The sequence below is a fragment of the Streptomyces candidus genome, from assembly GCF_014207445.1.
GTDB classification, from domain to species: domain Bacteria; phylum Actinomycetota; class Actinomycetes; order Streptomycetales; family Streptomycetaceae; genus Streptomyces; species Streptomyces candidus.
The window spans coordinates 98,869-117,724 of record NZ_JACHEM010000015.1 but is presented as its reverse complement, the minus strand read 5'-3'; the positions used below and the strand labels follow the sequence as shown (position 1 = coordinate 117,724).

Annotated in this window: 16 protein-coding genes and 1 riboswitch; of the genes, 8 read left to right on the top strand and 8 right to left on the bottom strand. The window is 73.7% G+C overall.

Features of this window, described 5'->3' with window-relative positions:
• The first annotated feature begins 183 nt into the window (after window positions 1-183).
• Window positions 184-1,425, top strand: coding sequence for a cation:proton antiporter (locus HNQ79_RS26185; protein WP_185035235.1), 1,242 nt, complete (start codon window positions 184-186; stop codon window positions 1,423-1,425).
• A gap of 111 nt (window positions 1,426-1,536) precedes the next feature.
• On the opposite strand, the gene cobN is transcribed toward HNQ79_RS26185, so the two are convergent.
• Window positions 1,537-5,136, bottom strand: a complete 3,600-nt coding sequence (gene cobN, locus HNQ79_RS26180) for a cobaltochelatase subunit CobN (protein ID WP_185035234.1) — start codon at window positions 5,134-5,136, stop codon at window positions 1,537-1,539.
• Window positions 5,137-5,227: 91 nt separating this feature from the next.
• Window positions 5,228-5,302, bottom strand: a riboswitch (cobalamin riboswitch).
• Between the two features lie 114 nt (window positions 5,303-5,416).
• Between cobN and cobG the strand changes: the two genes are divergently transcribed.
• The 3 genes from cobG (at window position 5,417) to HNQ79_RS26165 (ending at window position 9,003) form a co-directional block, all read left to right on the top strand.
• Complete coding sequence (gene cobG / locus HNQ79_RS26175) at window positions 5,417-6,772, top strand: precorrin-3B synthase (RefSeq protein ID WP_185035232.1); 1,356 nt, start codon at window positions 5,417-5,419, stop codon at window positions 6,770-6,772.
• Between the two features lie 81 nt (window positions 6,773-6,853).
• Window positions 6,854-7,480 (top strand): precorrin-8X methylmutase, encoded by a 627-nt coding sequence (locus HNQ79_RS26170; RefSeq protein WP_185035230.1) that lies wholly within the window; start codon window positions 6,854-6,856, stop codon window positions 7,478-7,480.
• Entirely contained in the window at window positions 7,477-9,003 is a 1,527-nt protein-coding gene (locus HNQ79_RS26165; protein WP_185035228.1) for a precorrin-2 C(20)-methyltransferase, read from the top strand. The genes HNQ79_RS26170 and HNQ79_RS26165 overlap by 4 nt, the downstream gene beginning before the upstream one ends.
• On the opposite strand, the gene HNQ79_RS26160 is transcribed toward HNQ79_RS26165, so the two are convergent.
• On the bottom strand, window positions 9,000-9,767 hold the full coding sequence (locus HNQ79_RS26160; protein ID WP_185035226.1) for a cobalt-precorrin-6A reductase: 768 nt from the start codon (window positions 9,765-9,767) through the stop codon (window positions 9,000-9,002). The two genes, HNQ79_RS26165 and HNQ79_RS26160, sit on opposite strands and share 4 nt — an antisense overlap.
• Window positions 9,768-9,778: 11 nt before the next feature.
• Between HNQ79_RS26160 and HNQ79_RS26155 the strand changes: the two genes are divergently transcribed.
• Window positions 9,779-10,930 carry a cobalt-precorrin-5B (C(1))-methyltransferase gene (locus HNQ79_RS26155; RefSeq protein WP_185035224.1) on the top strand — a complete coding sequence of 384 codons (1,152 nt, stop codon included), beginning with the start codon at window positions 9,779-9,781 and terminating at the stop codon, window positions 10,928-10,930.
• Window positions 10,931-10,959: 29 nt separating this feature from the next.
• On the opposite strand, the gene cobM is transcribed toward HNQ79_RS26155, so the two are convergent.
• The 3 genes from cobM to HNQ79_RS34825 all read right to left on the bottom strand — a co-directional run bounded on the left by cobM (window position 10,960) and on the right by HNQ79_RS34825 (window position 13,305).
• Window positions 10,960-11,709, bottom strand: coding sequence for a precorrin-4 C(11)-methyltransferase (gene cobM / locus HNQ79_RS26150; protein ID WP_185035222.1), 750 nt, complete (start codon window positions 11,707-11,709; stop codon window positions 10,960-10,962).
• Complete coding sequence (gene cbiE / locus HNQ79_RS26145; RefSeq protein WP_185035220.1) at window positions 11,706-12,986, bottom strand: precorrin-6y C5,15-methyltransferase (decarboxylating) subunit CbiE; 1,281 nt, start codon at window positions 12,984-12,986, stop codon at window positions 11,706-11,708. The genes cobM and cbiE overlap by 4 nt, the downstream gene beginning before the upstream one ends.
• A gap of 241 nt (window positions 12,987-13,227) precedes the next feature.
• Complete coding sequence (locus HNQ79_RS34825; RefSeq protein WP_373312619.1) at window positions 13,228-13,305, bottom strand: 50S ribosomal protein bL37; 78 nt, start codon at window positions 13,303-13,305, stop codon at window positions 13,228-13,230.
• Window positions 13,306-13,521: 216 nt separating this feature from the next.
• On the opposite strand from HNQ79_RS34825, the gene pgm reads away from it, so the two are divergent.
• Together pgm and HNQ79_RS26135 are read left to right on the top strand one after the other, a co-directional pair.
• A complete protein-coding gene (pgm, locus tag HNQ79_RS26140) occupies window positions 13,522-15,171 on the top strand; it encodes a phosphoglucomutase (alpha-D-glucose-1,6-bisphosphate-dependent) (protein WP_185035218.1) in 1,650 nt (549 codons plus the stop codon).
• Window positions 15,172-15,302: 131 nt separating this feature from the next.
• Window positions 15,303-15,707, top strand: a complete 405-nt coding sequence (locus HNQ79_RS26135) for a DUF779 domain-containing protein (RefSeq protein WP_185035216.1) — start codon at window positions 15,303-15,305, stop codon at window positions 15,705-15,707.
• 56 nt (window positions 15,708-15,763) lie between these two features.
• On the opposite strand, the gene HNQ79_RS26130 is transcribed toward HNQ79_RS26135, so the two are convergent.
• On the bottom strand, window positions 15,764-16,648 hold the full coding sequence (locus tag HNQ79_RS26130) for a phosphatidylinositol-specific phospholipase C/glycerophosphodiester phosphodiesterase family protein (RefSeq protein WP_185035214.1): 885 nt from the start codon (window positions 16,646-16,648) through the stop codon (window positions 15,764-15,766).
• Between the two features lie 184 nt (window positions 16,649-16,832).
• Here HNQ79_RS26130 and HNQ79_RS26125 point away from each other — a divergent pair, with 184 nt between their 5' ends.
• The gene (locus HNQ79_RS26125; protein WP_185035212.1) at window positions 16,833-17,168 is read left to right on the top strand and encodes a hypothetical protein; all 336 of its coding nucleotides are present in this window, start codon (window positions 16,833-16,835) and stop codon (window positions 17,166-17,168) included.
• Window positions 17,169-17,213: 45 nt separating this feature from the next.
• Here the strand turns inward: HNQ79_RS26125 and HNQ79_RS26120 are convergent, their stop codons facing one another.
• Window positions 17,214-17,897, bottom strand: a complete 684-nt coding sequence (locus HNQ79_RS26120) for an ABC transporter ATP-binding protein (RefSeq protein ID WP_185035210.1) — start codon at window positions 17,895-17,897, stop codon at window positions 17,214-17,216.
• The gene (locus HNQ79_RS26115) at window positions 17,890-18,795 is read right to left on the bottom strand and encodes an ABC transporter ATP-binding protein (protein ID WP_185035412.1); all 906 of its coding nucleotides are present in this window, start codon (window positions 18,793-18,795) and stop codon (window positions 17,890-17,892) included. Before HNQ79_RS26115 ends, HNQ79_RS26120 begins: the two co-directional genes overlap by 8 nt.
• Window positions 18,796-18,856: the final 61 nt, after the last annotated feature.

Below are 18,856 nucleotides of genomic sequence, written 5' to 3'. Positions count from 1 at the left end.
TCCAGCCCGGCCCCGGGGGGGCCGCCGGCAGTCGGCGTTCACCGACGTGCGGTGAACTGCGCAGTGTGCGTCGGCAGGGACCCGTCAATACCGCGTAAGGGCCGTGTAGGGTTCCCTGCGGTGTGCCGGGAAGCCTGGTCGGCGATGGGGGACAACTCTCTTCACGGACAGGGGATCTCAGACATGCTGCTCGTCGCCGTCTTCGGAGTCGCACTCCTCGTAGCGGTGCTGTTGTCGGGCCTGGCGGCTCGGACGGTGCTGTCCACCTCCCTGCTCTTCCTGGCGGGCGGCGCCCTGGTCAGTGACGGCTTCCTCGGTCTGATCCACATCACGCCGGACAGCCCGATCGTGTCGGTCACCGCCGACCTGGCGCTGTTCGCGGTGCTGTTCACCGACGGCATGCACGTGTCCGTGCCCAAGCTGCGGGAGAACTGGAAGAACCCGGCCCGCGCGCTGGGTCTGGGCATGCCGCTGGCGTTCATCGGCATGGCGCTGGTGACGCACTACCTGGTCGGCCTGGACTGGACGACGTCGTTCCTGGTGGGTGCGGTGCTGGCGCCCACGGACCCGGTGTTCGCGTCCGCGATCGTGGGCCGCAAGGAAGTCCCGACGAAGCTGCGCCAGTTGCTGAACGTGGAGAGCGGCATCAACGACGGACTGGCCCTCCCCGTCGTCCTGGTCTTCATCGCAGCGGCGGGGGCGACGTCGGGCAGCGCGGAGTCGTCCCTGGGCGCGATCGGGCTGGAGCTGCTGCTCGGGCTGGTCTTCGGCGTGGTGCTGCCCCTGCTCGTGAGTTTCCTCGTACGGCTTCCGCTGCTGGGAGCCGAGCCCAAGCTGCAGCCGCTGCTGCCGCTGGCCATCGGCGTCATCCTGTACGGCCTGTGCCACCTCACCCACGCCAACCCCTACCTCGCGGCGTTCTCCGCGGGCGCGGTCCTCGCCACCGTCTCCCCCGAGGCGAAGTCGGCGTTCGAGCCGCTCGGCGAGTCGCTGGCCGAGCTGGCGAAGTTCGCCGCGCTGCTCGTCTTCGGCGCGCTGCTCACCCCGCAGCTCTTCGGCGACCTGTCCTTCGGCGGCTACGTGGCGGTGGTGCTCGCGATCGTGCTCATCCGGCCCGCCTCGATGCTGCTGTCGCTGATCGGTACCCGCTTCGACCGCCGGGAGAGGCTGGTGGCGGCATGGTTCGGCCCGAAGGGCTTCGCCTCGGTGGTGTACGGGCTGCTGGTCCTCCAGGCCGGCATTCCCCAGGGCGAGGAGGCGTACACGCTGATCGCCGTGTGCATCGCGGTGTCGATCATCGCGCACAGCAGTACGGACGTGCCGATCGCCCGGCTCTTCGACGTGGAGGACCTGACCGGCATCCCCGACGACGACAACGACGCTCCGGCGAAGCACGGCGCGCCGGACGGGGGCCGGAGCGCATAGCTCCCCCTGTCCGGCCGCGCGCAGAAACGGTGGCCGGGACCCGGACGGAACGCGGTGGCCGGGACCCGGGCGGGGCGGACCCACACGCCGGAGGGTCCGCCCCGCCCCTGCTCAGTCCTCGCCCTCCAGGTCGCCCTCGGTCTCCAGGTACGCCTGCCGCAGCGCGTCCAGGACGGCCGGGTCGGGCTTGGCCCACATGCCGCGGGACTCGGCCTCCAGGAGGCGTTCGGCGATGCCGTGCAGCGCCCAGGGGTTCGCTTCCTTGAGGAACTCGCGGTTCACCGGGTCGAGCACGTAGGTCTCGGTGAGCTTGTCGTACATCCAGTCGGCGACCACGCCGGTCGTCGCGTCGTATCCGAAGAGGTAGTCGACGGTGGCGGCGAGTTCGAAGGCGCCCTTGTAGCCGTGACGGCGCATCGCCTCGATCCACTTGGGGTTGACGACGCGGGCCCGGAAGACGCGTGAGGTCTCCTCGACGAGGGTGCGGGTACGGACCGTCTCGGGCCGGGTCGAGTCGCCGATGTACGCCTCGGGGGCCTTGCCCTTGAGCGCGCGGACGGTGGCGACCATGCCGCCGTGGTACTGGAAGTAGTCGTCCGAGTCGGCGATGTCGTGCTCACGGGTGTCGGTGTTCTTGGCCGCGACCTCGATGCGCTTGTACGCCGTCTCCATCTCCTCGCGGGCCGGGCGGCCGTCGAGTTCGCGGCCGTAGGCGTAGCCGCCCCATACCGTGTAGACCTCGGCGAGGTCGGCGTCGGTGCGCCAGTCGCGGGAGTCGATGAGCTGGAGCAGGCCCGCGCCGTAGGTTCCTGGGCGGGAGCCGAAGATGCGGGTGGTGGCGCGGCGTTCGTCGCCGTGCTCGGCGAGGTCTGCCCGGGTGTGGGCGCGTACGTAGTTGATGTCGTCCGGCTCCTCCAGGGAGGCGGCGAGGCGCACCGCGTCGTCGAGGAGGCCGATGGTGTGCGGGAACGCGTCGCGGAAGAAGCCCGAGATGCGCAGGGTGACGTCGATGCGGGGGCGGCCGAGTTCGGCGGTCGGGATCGCTTCGAGTCCGGTGACCCGGCGGGACGCGTCGTCCCAGAGGGGCCGCACCCCGAGCAGGGCGAAGGCTTCGGCGATGTCGTCGCCTGCCGTGCGCATGGCGCTCGTGCCCCAGAGGGAGAGGCCGACGGAGGTGGGCCATTCGCCGTTGTCGTTGCGGTAGCGCTCCAGGAGGGAGTCCGCGAGGGCCTGCCCGGTCTCCCAGGCGAGCTTGGAGGGGACCGCCTTGGGGTCGACGGAGTAGAAGTTGCGGCCGGTCGGCAGGACGTTGACCAGGCCGCGCAGCGGTGAGCCGGAGGGGCCCGCCGGAACGAAGCCGCCGTTCAGCGCGTGGACGGCGTGGGTGAGTTCGTCGGTGGTGGCGGCCAGGCGCGGAACGACTTCGCGGGCGGCGAAGGCGAGGATGTCCGCGACGGACTGCGGGTGACCGGCGGCGACGCCCGCGACGGCGGCCGGGTCCCAGTCCGCGTCCTCCATCGCCTGGACGAGGGTGCGGGCCTGCTCCTCGATCTCGTCGGCGGCGGTGCGCTGCGCCGCCGACTCGTCGAGTCCGAGGGCTTCACGCAGGCCGGGCAGCGAGGCGGTGCCGCCCCAGATCTGACGGGCTCGCAGGATCGCGAGGACCAGGTTGACCCGGGCGGCTCCGGCCGGCGCGCCGCCGAGGATGTGCAGGCCGTCGCGGATCTGCACGTCCTTGATCTCGCAGAGCCAGCCGTCGAGATGCATGATGAAGTCGTCGAAGCCCTCGTCCTCGGGGCGGTTCTCAATGCCGAGGTCGTGGTCGAGCTTCGCCGCCTGGATGAGGGTCCAGATCTGGGCACGGATCGCCGGGAGCTTCGCCGGGTCCATGGAGGCGATCTGGGCGTGCTCGTCGAGGAGTTGTTCCAGCCGGGCGATGTCGCCGTAGCTGTCGGCACGGGCCATCGGCGGCACCAGGTGGTCGACGAGGGTGGCGTGCACGCGGCGCTTGGCCTGGGTGCCCTCGCCGGGGTCGTTGACCAGGAACGGGTAGATCAGCGGGAGGTCGCCGAGAGCGGCGTCGGGGCCGCAGGCCGCGGACAGGCCCGCGTTCTTGCCGGGCAGCCACTCCAGGTTGCCGTGCTTGCCGAGGTGAACCATCGCGTCGGCGCCGAAACCGTTGTCGTCGGCGGAGGCGGCGATCCAGCGGTAGGCGGCCAGGTAGTGGTGGGACGGCGGCAGATCCGGGTCGTGGTAGATCGCGATCGGGTTCTCGCCGAAGCCGCGCGGCGGCTGGATGAGGATGAGCAGGTTGCCGAAGCGCAGGGCGGCGAGGACGATGTCGCCGTCCGGGTTGGCGGAACGGTCGACGAACATCTCGCCGGGGGCCGGGCCCCAGTGCTGCTCGACGGACTCGCGGAGTTCGGCGGGCAGAGTGGCGAACCAGCGCCGGTAGTCGGCGGCCGGGATGCGCACGGGGTTGCGGGCCAGCTGCTCCTCGGTGAGCCACTCCTGGTCGTGGCCGCCCGCGTCGATGAGGGCGTAGATCAGCTCGTCGCCGTCGCCGGAGACGAGGCCGGGAATCTCCTCGGTGCCGAAGTCGTAGCCCTCCTCCTTGAGGCGGCGAAGCAGGGCGACGGCGCTGGCGGGGGTGTCGAGGCCGACCGCGTTGCCGATGCGGGAGTGCTTGGTGGGGTACGCGGAGAGGACGAGCGCGAGGCGCTTGTCGGCGTTGGGGATGTGCCGAAGCCGGGCGTGGCGCACGGCGATTCCGGCGACGCGGGCGGCACGCTCGGTGTCGGCGACGTACGCGGGCAGGCCGTCCTCGTCGATCTCCTTGAAGGAGAACGGGACGGTGATCAGGCGGCCGTCGAACTCCGGCACGGCGATCTGGCTCGCCGCGTCCAGCGGGGAGACGCCCTCGTCGTTGTCCTCCCAGTCGGCGCGCGAACCGGTGAGGCAGAGCGCCTGGAGGATCGGCACGTCGAGGTGGGTGAGGGCGCCCGCGTCCCAGGACTCGTCGTCGCCGCCGGCCGAGGCCTCGGCGGGGCGGGTGCCGCCCGCGGCCAGGACGGTGGTGACGATGGCGTCGGCGGCCCGCAGTGCGTCGATGAGTTCGGGCTCGGGGGCACGCAGGGACGCGACGTACAGCGGCAGCGGGCGGGCCCCGGCGGCCTCGATCGCGCCGCACAGGGCGTCGATGAACGCGGTGTTGCCGCTCATGTGGTGGGCGCGGTAGTAGAGCACCGCGATGGTCGGGCCGTCGATGTCCTGCCGGGCGGTGCGCTCCAGCGGGCCCCAGGAGGGGGCGGGGGCGGGCGACTCGAAGCCGTGGCCGGTGAGGAGCACGGTGTCGGAGAGGAAGCGGGCGAGCTGCTCCAGGTTGGCGGGGCCGCCGTGCGCCAGGTACGCGTGCGCCTCGGCGGCGATGCCGACGGGGACGGTGGAGGCGGCCATCAACTGGGCGTCCGGGGCCTGTTCACCGGTGAGCACGACGACGGGGCGGCCGGTGGCCAGCACCTGGTCGAGGCCGTCCTGCCAGGCGCGCACACCGCCGAGGAGGCGTACGACGACGAGGTCGACGCCGTCGAGGAGCTCAGGGAGGTCCGCCAGGGCGAGCCGGGAGGGGTTGGCGTAGCGGTAACCGACCGGGCCGTCGGAGGAGCGGGCGCTGAGCAGGTCGGTGTCGGACGTCGACAGGAGCAGGATCATGCGGCGTCGTGCCTTCCTCGGGGTGTCCACGCCCCGGGCGGTGTTCGGAGGGACTCCCCTGCCCGACCGGGGTCGGGTGGCACGGGGAAGGGAGTTCCTGGCTCACCCGGCCGGTGGGCCGGGCTCACAGTGGCGGGACCGCGCCGGATTCGCACCGGGCTTCCTCCCCTGTCGCCGTCGGTGGCGACGGCGGACCGTACGGCCCGCCACCAGGCATATTAGAGCCCTGGGTCAAGTGGTCCCCACCTGGTCGTCGCGCCGGGGCCGCTCCGTGGTCGGTATGCTCGCCGCCATGCCCCGACCAGCCACTTCGCCGCCGCCTGCCGCAGAGGGTTCACCCCGGTCCTGCGGGAGCCCCCTGCGGACCCGTGGTGACGCGTGCCCGGGGTCCCTGCGGCTGCACGGCGCGGACGACGGGGCGCTGGCCCGGGTGCGGCTGCCGGGAGGTCGGCTGACCGCGGGTCAGGCCGGCGTCCTCGGCGAGCTGGCCGGGCGGCTGGGCGATGGTGACATTCACCTCACTTCCCGCGGCAACGCGCAACTGCGCGCGCTGGCCGCCGGCTGCGGCGGCGAACTGGCCCGGTCGCTCGGCGAGTCGGGGCTGCTGCCGTCCGAGCGCCACGAGCGGGTGCGCAACGTCGTGGCGTCCCCCCTGTCCGGGCTCGACGGTCTGGGGCGCGCCGACGTCGGCCCGTGGCTGACGGAACTCGACGCGCTGCTGTGCGGCAGTGAACGGGCCGTGGAACTGTCCGGCCGGTTCCTGTTCGCGCTGGACGACGGCCGGGGGGACGTGTGCTCGCTCGGCGCGGACGTGACGCTGGAGGCGCGGGGCGACGGGCGCGCGCTGCTGCGCGTCGGCGCGGCCGGGGACGCGGTACTGGTCCCCGGTACGCAGGCGGCGCGGGCGGCGCTGGTGGCCGCGGAAACGTTCCTCGACCGTGCGCGGGACGCGGGCGTGTGGCGGGTGTCCGAACTTCCGGACGGCCCCGGCCCCCTCCTCGCGGAGGCGGTGCGAGCGTGGGGCGCGGCGGGGGTCGACGCCGTCCGCGCCCACGGGCCGCATCCCGTGCCGGAGTCCGCGCTGCCGCGGCCCGGGGTGGTGACGGGCCGCGGTCGCTCCCGCGCGGCCCTGTCCGTCGGGGTGCCCCTGGGCCGGGTCACCGCCGCGCAGTGGCGCCTGCTCACGGACACCGCGCGCGACCTGGGCGACGGCACGCTGCGGCTCACTCCGTGGCGCGGCGTCGTTGTCCCCGGCCTCGCCCCGGGGCGGGCCGCCGGTGCGCTGGACGCCCTGGCCGCCGCCGGGCTGATCACCGGCCCCGACTCCCCGTGGAGCGGCGTCGGCGCCTGCATCGGCCGGCCCGGCTGCGCGAAGTCGCTGTCCGACGTGCGCGCCCTGGCGGGGGCCGCCGTGGGCCCCCGGGGTGCGCTTCCTGTCTACTGGTCCGGGTGCGCGCGGCGGTGCGGGCATCCGCACGGCGACCGGGTCGACGTCGTCGCCACGGCGCAGGGGCACGAGATCTCCGTCGTACGGGACGGCACGCGCGCCGCCCCGGTCACCGTCCCCGGCGATGACACCTGCGGCCCGTCCGCACTGTCCGCCGCGGTCGCCGCCGCGCGCGGCACCCGCGACTGACACCGTTCCACCCGTACGCCCGCCGTACGGATTCCGTCTCCAGCCCGGTCCATCACGCCCGCAGAAGAGAGCGACAGCACAGTGCATCAGTACGAGAAGGACGGACCGGCGATCTACCGCCAGTCCTTCGCCACGATCCGCGCCGAGGCGGATCTGGCGGGTCTGCCCGCCGACGTCAGCCAGGTCGCGGTCCGTATGATCCACGCCTGCGGCATGGTCGACCTGGTGCGCGACATCGGCTTCAGCCCGAACGTGGTGGCCGACGCCCGTGCGGCGCTGCGCTCCGGCGCACCGATCCTGTGCGACGTGCAGATGGTCGCCAGCGGCGTCACCCGCAAGCGGCTGCCCGCCGACAACGACGTGGTGTGCACGCTGTCCGACCCGTCGGTGCCGGCGCTGGCCAAGGAACTCGGCACGACGCGCAGCGCGGCCGCCATGGAACTGTGGCGCGACCGGCTCGCGGGTTCGGTGGTGGCCGTCGGCAACGCGCCGACCTCGCTGTTCCGGCTGCTGGAGATGATCGAGGCGGGCGCACCGCGGCCGGCGGCGGTCATCGGCGTTCCCGTCGGCTTCGTCGGGGCCGCGGAGTCCAAGGACGCGCTGGCCGCCCACGGGTCCGGCCTGGAGCACCTGATCGTGCGCGGCAGGCGCGGCGGCAGCGCCATCGCGGCCGCCGCGCTCAACGCGATCGCCAGCGAGGGAGAGTGACCGTGAGCGAGCAGCAGGCGGGACGGCTGTACGGGGTCGGACTCGGTCCGGGCGACCCGTCCCTGATGACGGTGCGCGCGGTCGAGGTCATCGCCGAGGCCGACGTGATCGCGTACCACAGTGCCCGGCACGGGCGGTCGATAGCGCGGTCCATCGCGGCGAAGCACCTCCGCGCGGACCATGTGGAGGAAGCGCTGGTCTACCCCGTCACGACGGAGACCACCGACCACCCGGGCGGCTACCGGGCGGCGCTGGAGGAGTTCTACGAGGAGGCGGCGGCCCGGCTCGCCGCGCATCTGGAGGCGGGGCGCACCGTCGCCGTGCTCGCCGAGGGCGATCCGCTCTTCTACGGCTCGTACATGCACATGCACAAGCGGCTCGCGGACCGTTTCCCCACCGAGGTGATCCCCGGGGTGACGTCGGTGAGCGCCGCCGCCGCCCGGCTGGGCACGCCGCTGGTGGAGGGCGAGGAGGTGCTGACGATCCTGCCGGGCACGCTGCCCGAGGAGGAGCTGACGGCGCGGCTCGCGAGCACCGACACGGCCGTGGTGATGAAGCTGGGACGTACCTTCCCCGCCGTGCGCGGCGCCTTCGAGGCGTCGGGGCGGCTGGCGGAGGCCCGCTACGTGGAGCGGGCGACCATGGCCGGCGAGCGCACCGGTGAACTGGCCGACGTGGACGCGGATTCGGTGCCCTACTTCGCGGTCGCGGTACTGCCCAGCCGGATCGGTTCCGCGCACACCGCGCCCGCGGCACCCCGCCGTGAGTGCGACGGCGAGGTCGTCGTGGTCGGCACCGGTCCTGCCGGGCCGCTGTGGCTGACGCCCGAGACGCGCGGTGCGCTGGCCGCCGCCGACGCCCTGGTGGGGTACACGACGTACCTGGACCGGGTGCCGGTGCGGCCGGGGCAGGTGCGGCACGGCTCGGACAACAAGGTGGAGTCCGAGCGCGCCGAGTTCGCCCTCGACCTGGCCCGGCGCGGGCACCGGGTGGCCGTGGTGTCGGGCGGCGACCCGGGGATCTTCGCGATGGCGACGGCGGTCCTGGAGGTGGCCTCGCAGAAGGAGTACGCGGACGTTCCGGTACGGGTGCTGCCGGGGGTGACGGCCGCCAACGCGGCCGCCGCGAAGGCGGGAGCACCGCTGGGGCACGACTACGCGACGATCTCGCTGTCGGACCGGCTCAAGCCGTGGGAGGTGATCGCGGAGCGGCTGCGGGCGGCGGCGTCGGCGGATCTGGTGCTGGCCCTGTACAACCCGGGTTCGCGCAGCCGCACCTGGCAGGTCGGCAAGGCCAGGGACCTGCTCCTGGAGCACCGTTCGCCGGACACCCCGGTGGTGCTCGGCCGGGACGTCGGAGGTCCGGCCGAGAGCGTGCGCACGGTACGGCTGGGGGATCTGGACCCGGCGGAGGTCGACATGCGGACGATCCTGCTCGTCGGGTCGTCGCAGACCCGGTGGGTGCGGCGGGGCGACGGGGAACAGATCGTCTGGACCCCCCGCCGCTATCCGGGGGCCCCCTAGAGGTCCGCGGGGCGGCCGTCGCCGAGCCGGCGGCGCAGCCAGGCGAGGGCCGCCTCCGGGGTGTCGGCCACCGGCACGCCTTCGGGCACCGGGGGGCGGCGCACCACGACGACGGGGATGCCGGCCGCGCGGGCGGCGGCCAGTTTGGGCGCGGTGGCGGCGCCGCCGCTGTCCTTGGTGACCAGCACGTCGATGCGGTGGCGGCGGAGCAGTTCCCGCTCGCCTTCGAGGGTGAAGGGGCCACGTTCGAGGAGGACTTCCATCCGGGGCGGGTGCGGCGCCTGCGGAGCGTCCACCGACCGCATCAGGAACCACTGCTCGTCCAGGCCGGCGAAGGCGCCCAGGCCCATGCGTCCGGTGGTGAGGAAGACCCGCTCCCCCAGCGCGGGCAGCGTGCGGGCGGCCTCGGCGAGGGAGCCGACCGGGTGCCAGCGGTCGCCCTCGCCCGGCGTCCAGCCGGGCCGGCGCAGCGCCAGCAGGGGAACATGGGCCTCGGCGGCAGCGGCAGCCGCACTGAAACTGATCGTTCCGGCGAAAGGATGGGTGGCGTCGATGAGCGCGTCCACCTCATGGGCACGCAGCCATGCGGCCAGTCCTTCGGCCCCGCCGAACCCGCCGACACGCACCTCGCCCGGGGGCAGCCTGGGGCTCGCGACCCGTCCGGCCAGGGAACTGGTCACCCGGGTGGCCGCGGGCAGCGTGTCCACCAGCAGCCCCGCCAGTCGGCGGGCTTCCGTCGTACCGCCGAGGACGAGTATGTGCATCGGGTCCCTCCATGGGTGACATCAGCGAGAAGAGCGGGCACGCGGCGCCGGGCGGGGCCGAGGGCGGGCGCAGCGCCCAACTCAAGCACACCGGTCTGCGGTCCGGGTGGACGACCGGTGCCTGTGCGACGGCTGCGGCCACCGCCGCGTACACGGCGCTGCTGACCGGCGGTTTCCCCGACCCGGTAACGATCACGCTCCCCCGCGGCCAGACGCCCGCGTTCGCCCTCGCGGTCGAGGAGCTGGGCGGCGGGCGGGCGATGGCCGGGGTGGTCAAGGACGCCGGTGACGACCCGGACGTGACGCACGGCGCGCTGGTGCGGGTGACGGTGCGGCGGCTGCCGCCGGGCTCGGGGGTGGTGTTCGTGGCCGGGCCGGGCGTCGGCACAGTGACCCTGCCGGGGCTTCCGCTGGAGGTGGGGGAGGCGGCCGTGAATCCGGTGCCCCGGCAGATGATCCGCGAGCACCTCGCGCGCGTGGCGGAGGAACACGGCGGCGGCGAGGACGTCGAGGTGACGGTCTCGGTCGACCACGGCGAGGAGATCGCCCGCTCCACCTGGAACCCCCGTCTGGGGATCCTCGGCGGCCTCTCCATCCTGGGTACGACCGGCGTCGTCGTGCCGTACTCCTGCTCGGCGTGGATCGACTCGATCCGCAGGGGCGTGGACGTGGCGCGGGCGGCCGGGCTGACGCACGTGGCCGGATGCACGGGCTCGACGTCGGAGAAGACGGTCGTCGCCGAGTTCGGGCTGCCGGAGATCGCCCTGCTGGACATGGGGGACTTCGCGGGCGCGGTCCTGAAGTACGTGCGGCGTCATCCGGTGCAGCGGCTGACGCTCTGCGGCGGTTTCGCGAAGCTGTCGAAGCTGGCGGCCGGGCACCTGGACCTGCATTCGGGCCGCTCACAGGTCGACAAGGGGTTCCTGGCGGAGCTGGCGCGGCGGGGCGGCGCGGACGGGGTCCTGGCGGAGGAGATCGCCGCCGCCAACACGGGTCTGGCGGCGCTCCAGCTGTGCCAGGCGCACGGGGTGCCGCTGGGGGACCTGGTGGCGCAGGAGGCCCGCGACCAGGCGCTGTCGGTGCTGCGGGGCGCTCCGGTGACGGTCGACGTGCTCTGCATCGACCGGGCGGGGACGGTCGTGGGGCGCAGCGACGTGCGCTGAGTCCCGCCCCCGCCGGGTTCACAGGCGTGTCAGCAGGTGTGCCGGTCGCGGGCCGGGGAGTACAGGTGGCTGTCCCGGAACTGCTCGGCGCCGAGCGTGCGGCCGACCATGATGACGGCGGTACGGAGCACTCCGGCGGCCTTCACCTGGGCGGCGATGTCGTCGAGGGTGCCGCGCAGCACGATCTCGTCGGGACGCGAGGCGTAGGCGACAACGGCAGCCGGACAGTCGCTCCCGTAGTGCGGCACCAGTTCCTCGACGACGCGGTCCACGTACTGGGCGGCCAGGTGCAGCACGATCAGGGCGCCGCTGCGGCCCAGGGTCGCCAGGTCCTCGCCCTCGGGCATGGCGGTGGCGCGCTGGGCGATGCGGGTGAGGATGACGGTCTGGCCCACGGTGGGGACGGTCAGCTCCCGTTTGAGGGCGGCTGCCGCGGCGGCGAAGGCGGGGACGCCGGGGATCACCTCGTACGGCACCCGGGCCTCGTCGAGGCGGCGCATCTGTTCGTTGACCGCGCTGAAGACGGACGGGTCGCCGGAGTGCAGGCGGGCGACGTCGTGGCCGGCGGCGTGGGCCGCGGTGAGTTCGGCGGTGATCTGCTCGATGTCGAGCCGGGCGGTGTCGACGAGGCGGGCGCCGGGCGGGCATTCGGCGAGCAGTTCGCGGGGCACCAGGCTGCCCGCGTACAGGCAGACGCCGCAGGCGGCGAGGGTGCGGGCGCCGCGCACCGTGATCAGGTCGGCCGCGCCGGGGCCGGCGCCGATGAAGTACACGGTCATGCGTTGTCTCCTGGGGCTCTCGCTGCGAGGGGGGTGCGGGGGTTCTTGGTCACGGACCACTGGGTGACCGGCATCGCCTGCCGCCAGCCGGTGAAGCCGCCCACCGGTACGGCGTGCGCGACGGCGAGCCGTACGAGGTCGCCGCCGTGACGGCGGTGCCGGGCGGCAAGGAGGGCCTCGGACTCCAGGGTGACCGTGTTGGCGACGAGCCGTCCGCCCGTCGGCAGCGCGTCCCAGCAGGCGTCGAGGAGCCCGGGGACGGTGAGGCCGCCGCCGATGAACACGGCGTCGGGGGCGGGCAGTCCCGCCAGGGCGGCGGGCGCCCTGCCTTCGACCACGCGCAGTCCCGGCACACCGAGCCGGTCGGCGTTGCGGGCGATGCGTGCCGCGCGCGCCGTGTCGCGTTCGACGCCGATCGCCCGGAGGGACGGGTGGGTGCGCATCCACTCGATGGCGATCGACCCGGAGCCGCCGCCGACGTCCCACAGGAGTTCGCCGGGTGCGGGGGCGAGGGCGGCGAGGGTGGCGGCGCGGATGTGGCGTTTGGTGAGCTGGCCGTCGTGCTCGTAGGCGGCGTCGGGCAGCCCGGGGACGGCCCCCAGGCGCAGGGCGTCGGGGGCGCGCCGGCAGTCGACGGCGATGACGTTGAGCGGGTCGCCGGGCGGGTGCTGCCAGGTGTCGGCGGTGCCGTCCGTGCAGTCCTCGTGCTCGCCGCCGAGCTGCTCCAGTACGCGCATCCGGCTCGGCCCGAAGCCGCGTTCGCGCAGCAGGGCGGCCACCGTGGCCGGGGTGGCCGCGTCCGCGCTGAGGACGAGCAGGCGGCGCCCGTCGTGCAGGGCGGCGGCGAGGCGGGCGGCGGGACGTCCGACGAGGGTGACGGTCTCGGTGTCCTCCAGCGGCCAGCCGATGCGGGCGCAGGCGTACGAGACGGACGAGGGGTGCGGCAGGACGTGCAGCGCGTCCGGTCCGAGGGTTTCGGCGAGGGCGCGGCCGATGCCGTAGAACATCGGGTCGCCGCTGGCCAGCACGGCGATGCGGCTTCCCCGGTGGGCGGTGAGCAGGGCCGGAACGGCGGGGCGCAGCGGGGTGGGCCAGGTCACGCGTTGCCCCGTGCACCGCTGCGGCAGGAGCGCGAGCTGGCGTGCGCCGCCGATCAGGACCTGGGCGTCCCTGAGCGCGGCCCGGGACGCGTCGGGCAGGCCCGTCCATCCGTCGGCGCCGATGCCTATGACGGACACCGCGGGCGGGGCGGAGTTCTCGGGTGCTGCGGGGGCCACGGACGTAAACCTCGGTGCTCGGGGGACGACGCAGCCGAACTCTACTGGCCGGTCGTCACCGGGCTCCGACCAGGGCGGACGGCGCTCGGCGCACCCCTGTCACCCCGGGGCTGCGGGGCCCACGTGCCGCCCGGGGCGGCAGGGCTCCCGTCACCGGAAAAGCTGCGCGCGGGGCAGCGAAGTGGCGTCCGTCCGGTGCGTTCCGGGGCGGACGCCACATCGGCACCACGTCAGCGGCGGTTCAGCACTGGGGGCGGCTGCCGTGGTTGGCACCGTTCTTGCGACGTGCCCTCTTCTTGCGGCGACGCTTGGACGACATGGCGCTTCTCCTCACGTTCGGTGATTCCGTGCACTTCGACGAGTTTCCACCCGTTCGCCGGGGTATTCCACTCGTTGACTTCGGCCCTGCTACCCCACGGCACCACACTTCACTCCTCCCCCACCACGGAGAACATCCGTGCGTGCGCTCATCCCCTCCCGTCCGGGAGAATGGCCGAAAGCACTCAGCGACGCACACCATGGAGGTAACGGGCGGATGCCGCACCAACGAGCGGGACAGCAGACCGGGCCGGAAGATCTCGTCGACGTGTCCCGGCTGGTGACCGCGTACTACGCGCTCCACCCGGACCCGTCCGAACCCCGCCAGCGGGTGGCCTTCGGCACGTCGGGCCACCGGGGCTCCTCGCTGAACACCGCGTTCAACGAGGACCACATCGCCGCCACCAGCCAGGCGATCTGCGAATACCGCGCCCAACAGGGGATCGACGGGCCGCTGTTCCTGGGCGCGGACACCCACGCCCTGTCGGAGCCCGCCAAGGTCACCGCGGTCGAGGTGTTCGCCGCCAACGGCGTACGGGTCCTGATCGACGAAGCGGACGGCTACACCCCCACCCCGGCGGTCTCGCACGCGATCCTGGCGTACAACAAGGGCCGCACGGACGGTCTCGCGGACGGTGTCGTCGTCACCCCGTCGCACAATCCGCCGGCCGACGGCGGCTTCAAGTACAACCCGCCGAACGGCGGCCCGGCCGGCTCGGACGCCACCGGGTGGATCCAGGACCGGGCCAACGCCCTGATCGCGGGCGGTCTCAAGGACGTCCGCCGCATCCCGTACACCCGCGCCCTCGCCGCCGACACCACCGGCCGCTACGACTTCCTGGGAACGTACGTCGCCGACCTGCCGTCCGTGCTGGACCTGGACGCCGTGCGCGCTGCCGGAGTGCGCATCGGCGCGGACCCGCTGGGCGGCGCCTCCGTCGCGTACTGGGGCCGGATCGCCGAGCAGCACCGCATCGACCTCACCGTGGTCAACCCGCTGACCGACCCGACCTGGCGCTTCATGACGCTGGACTGGGACGCGAAGATCCGGATGGACTGCTCGTCGCCGTACGCGATGGCCTCGCTCATCGAGCAGCGCGACCGCTTCCAGATCGCCACCGGCAACGACGCCGACGCCGACCGGCACGGCATCGTCACCCCCGACGGCGGGCTGATGAACCCCAACCACTACCTGGCGGCCGCCATCTCCTACCTGTTCGCGCACCGCTCCCAGTGGGCGGCGTCGGCGGGCGTCGGCAAGACCCTCGTCTCGTCGTCGATGATCGACCGGGTCGCCGGGTCCCTGGGGCGCACGCTGGTCGAGGTGCCGGTGGGCTTCAAGTGGTTCGTGGACGGCCTCGCGGACGGCTCGCTGGGCTTCGGCGGCGAGGAGTCGGCCGGGGCGTCGTTCCTGCGGCACGACGGCTCCGTGTGGACCACCGACAAGGACGGCATCATCCTGGCGCTGCTCGCGTCGGAGATGCTGGCGGTCACCGGGCGCAGCCCGTCGCAGGGTTACGCGGACCTCACGGCCCGGTTCGGCGAGCCCGCGTACGCGCGGATCGACGCGGCGGCCACCCCCGGGGAGAAGGCGGTCCTCGGCAGGCTGTCGCCGCAGCAGGTCGGCGCGGACACGCTGGCCGGCGAGCCGGTCACCGCGGTCCTCACGTCGGCCCCCGGCAACGGCGCGCCGCTCGGCGGCATCAAGGTGACCACCGAGAACGCCTGGTTCGCCGCGCGCCCCTCCGGCACCGAGGACGTCTACAAGATCTACGCCGAGTCCTTCCACGGCGCGGAGCACCTGGGCCGGGTGCAGGAGGAGGCGAAGGCGGTCGTCTCGGCGGCACTGACCGCCGACGCGGGCTGACCGGCTCCGCACGGGGAACCGGGAGCGCCACCACGGGGTTTGGCGGGCGAACGTGTCGCGCTGTGCCGCACCAGGGACGAAACTGTGCGGTACAGCGCCACCACCCACCGAACGTGAGAGGGGCTGCACCGATGAGTTCCGTCCCCGATACCCCGGCCGTTGACAGCACATCCGCCGGCTCCGCGCACACCGGGTCACCGCTCGTCGAACTGACGCCTGCGGCCGCCGGCCTGCTGCGCCAACTGCACGACACGCACGGACCGTTGATGTTCCACCAGTCGGGCGGGTGCTGCGACGGCAGCGCGCCCATGTGCTACCCGGACGGCGAGTTCCGTACCGGCGGCTCCGACGTGCTCCTCGCCTCCCTCGCCGTCGAGGGCGTCAAGGAGTCCGTGCCGTTCTGGATGTCGACCAGCCAGTACGAGGTGTGGCGGCACACCCGGCTGATCGTCGACGTGGTCGAGGGACGCGGTTCCGGGTTCTCCCTGGAGGCGCCCGAGGGCGTGCGGTTTCTCATCAGGTCGCGGGTGATCTGAGCCCGCCCGGCAGACTGTTCGGTGGGTCCGGCCGCGCGCCGGGCTCACCGGCCGCCCTACCCGCCCTGCCGGTCGTAGCGCCTGAGGAACGTCTCCAGACCCGCCAGATCGTCCGTGTTGAGGTGGTCGACACGGGCGGCGAGCAGTTCGCGCCACAGCGCCTCGCGAGCGGGCCCCGGCTGGTCGGGCGTCGCCCAGAACCGCACGCGCTGCCTGCGCCGGTGAGCGGTGCGCACCAGGGAGTGCAGCCGGTCGCGTTCGGCCCGCGGAAACGGTCCGACGCCGGTCCAGCCGAAGCTCGACGTCCAGTTCCCACTGATCAGCGGGATGAGGGAGGCGGGGGCCGGCGCGGGCGCGGTGAGGTCGTCGGGGCGTCCGTCGTAGAAGGCGTGACGGGTGCGCTGGGCCTCCATCGGGGCGCGTGCCGCGCGGTCGCCGGAAATCACGGCGGTGACCGCGCCGAGGCGCACCCGGCCGTTGTCGCACGTACTGAGCATCCGGCGGAACGGCCGCAGCCTGCGGTGCAGTTCGAGATAGGTCGCCGCGCCCTGCGTCTTGATGTCCACGAGCAGTTGCACGGGCCGGCGGTGGCCCGGGTGCACGCTGCCGCGGTGGGCCCGTACGAGGGCCGCCAGGGGGTCGAGGTAGAGGGCTTCCAGAGTGCGGGCGGGGTCGAGGTCCTGCGGGTCGTGGGCGACGAGGAGCCGTCCGTCGACGAGGTGGATGTCGGCCTCGACGCTGGTGAACCCGTGCGACAGGGCGTCCAGCAGGGGCCGCGGGTGCGCGTAGTCGTTGTGGGCGTGCGCGCGCCGCAGCGGACGGCGCGCGGGGGCTGCCGTGGGCGTGGTGGCGGACGCGGACAGCGTGCTCGCCCAGCCCGCTGTTGCGACGAGCGCTCCGGCGAGCGTGGCGGCCGCGGCGCGTCGCGTGGTGAGGGACATGTGAGGACTCCGGGTTCGGCGATGCGGCGCATCGGGTGCGCCGAGTATCTGTCGTGGAGGCGTTCAACGGGCAGGGAATGTGCGGGAGTTCGGGGGGTGTTTCGTCACACTGCGACGACCGGGGCCCGGTGGATCACGCGTGCGGGGCGTCTGGCAGGGTGCTCACATGGTTCTCACAGGAGATATGACCACTCATGTCCCGGGTCCGCGCCGGAAGAATCTGGTGATCGCGCTTCTTTCCGCCGTTGCCGTGCTCGCCGCGGCGGGGTGGGTGGTGATCTCGCAGTTCAACGAACGCCCCCTGTGGCCGCAGAACGTGGCCTACGAGGCGGGGTACAACCGGGGCATCCAGGTCCGCAAGGTGGACCGCGACGGCACGAAGGTGGCCGAAGCCGTCGGCGGGGGGTGCGAGAGCTGGGTGAGCTCCGCCGGCAAGAAGGCGGACCTGGACCCGCACTCGTGGGTGCGGGGCTGCCTGGACGGCGTGACCGACAAGCCGGACAACCCCAACGACGCCTGAGCCACCGGCGGTCCGCACCCGCCCGGCCGCTGCCGCTCCGTCACCTCACAGCTCTGCGGTACGGGCGGTGTGCGGGGCCGCCACGTCCTGCCAGCGCACCGTGCGGTCGCACCACCGCTCCAGCAGCACCCTGTCGTGCCCGACGGTGAGCAGTCCCGCACCCTGCGAGGCGCGGTAGTCCTCGACGACGGCGACGAGCGCCGCCGTGGTGGAGGCGTCCAGCATCGCCGTCATCTCGTCACAGACCAGCCAGTGCGGGCGCAGCACCAACGCCCGTGCCAGGCAGGCGCGTTGCAGCTGTCCGTCGCTGACCTCGTGCGGACGGCGGTCCAGCAGCTCGTCGCCGAGGCCGACGGTTTCACTCAGCTCGGCCACCCGCGAGGCAGCTTCCCGGCGGCGTCCGTTGGCGCGCAGCGGTTCCGCGATCAGGTCGCGCAGCCGCAGGCGGGGGTCGGCGGAGAGCCGCGGCTGCTGGAAGACGACGCCGATCGCGGTGCGCTGCGAGCGCGGCGCCCGGTGCCGCCAGCCCCGCACCCGCGTGCCGTCGAGGACGACGTTCCCGGCGTCGGGGCGGTGCAGCAGGGCGGCGACCCTGGCGAGGGTGGACTTGCCGCAGCCGCTGGGGCCGAGCAGCCCGACGGACTCCCCCGCGGCGACGGTGAGCCGGGCGTCGCGCACGACCGGGTTGCCGCGCTCGTATCCGGCGGTGATGCCTTGGAGTTCAAGCACGGGCAAGCTCCTCGTCCGGCGGGTAGTGGCAGGCGATCCGGTCCGCGAACTGCGGCGGCGCGGTACAGGCTTCGGCGGCGTGCGGGCAGCGGGGGGCGAACGCGCAGCCCTCGGGGAGGTCTCCCAGTTCGGGCGGCATCCCGGGGATCGGGGCGAAGTCCCGCTCGGGCAGGGCGTTCAGCAGACCTCGCGCGTAGGGGTGCCGCGGTCCCGGCGTGCCGAAGAAGGCGCCCGCGTCGGCGAGTTCGACGATGCGTCCCGCGTACATGACGGCGACGCGGTCGGCGACGCGCTCGGCGGCCGCGAGGTCATGGGTGATCATCAGGAGGGCGTGGCCGGCGTCGACGTGCCGGCGCAGTTCGTCGACGGTGCGGTTGACCAGGTCGCGGTCGAGTCCGGTGGTCGGCTCGTCGGCCAGCAGCAGCGGGGCGTCCCCGACCAGGGCCAGCGCGGTCGCGGCGCGCTGGGCGAGCCCGCCGGACAGCTCGTGCGGGTAGCGGTCCAGGTGGTCGGCGGGGAACGCCGCCCGCTCCGCCGCCGCGCGCACCGCGGCGCGGACGTCCGGCTTGCGCGTCCCGGTCAGCTGGCGGAGTGTCTCGCCGAGCTGCGAACCGACGGTGCGTACGGGGGTGAGGTGTGCTGCGGGGCTCTGCGGGACGAGTCCGACGCGGCGGCCCCGTACCGTACGGGCGAGGGTCCGCTCGTCCGCGGTGAGCAGGTCGGTCTCGCCCAGCAGGGCGCGCCCGGCGGTCTGTGCGTTGCCGGGGAGCAGCCCGAGGAGGGCCGAGGCCAGGACGGACTTGCCGCAGCCGCTCTCGCCGACGAGCGCCAGGCACTCCCCCGCCGCCAGGGCGAAGGAGGCGTCGGTGACGGCGGCGATGTGCCGTCCGCCGCGCATCCGGAACCGTACCGACAGTTCCTGTACGGAGAGCAGCGGGGCGGCGGCGGCCCGCACGACG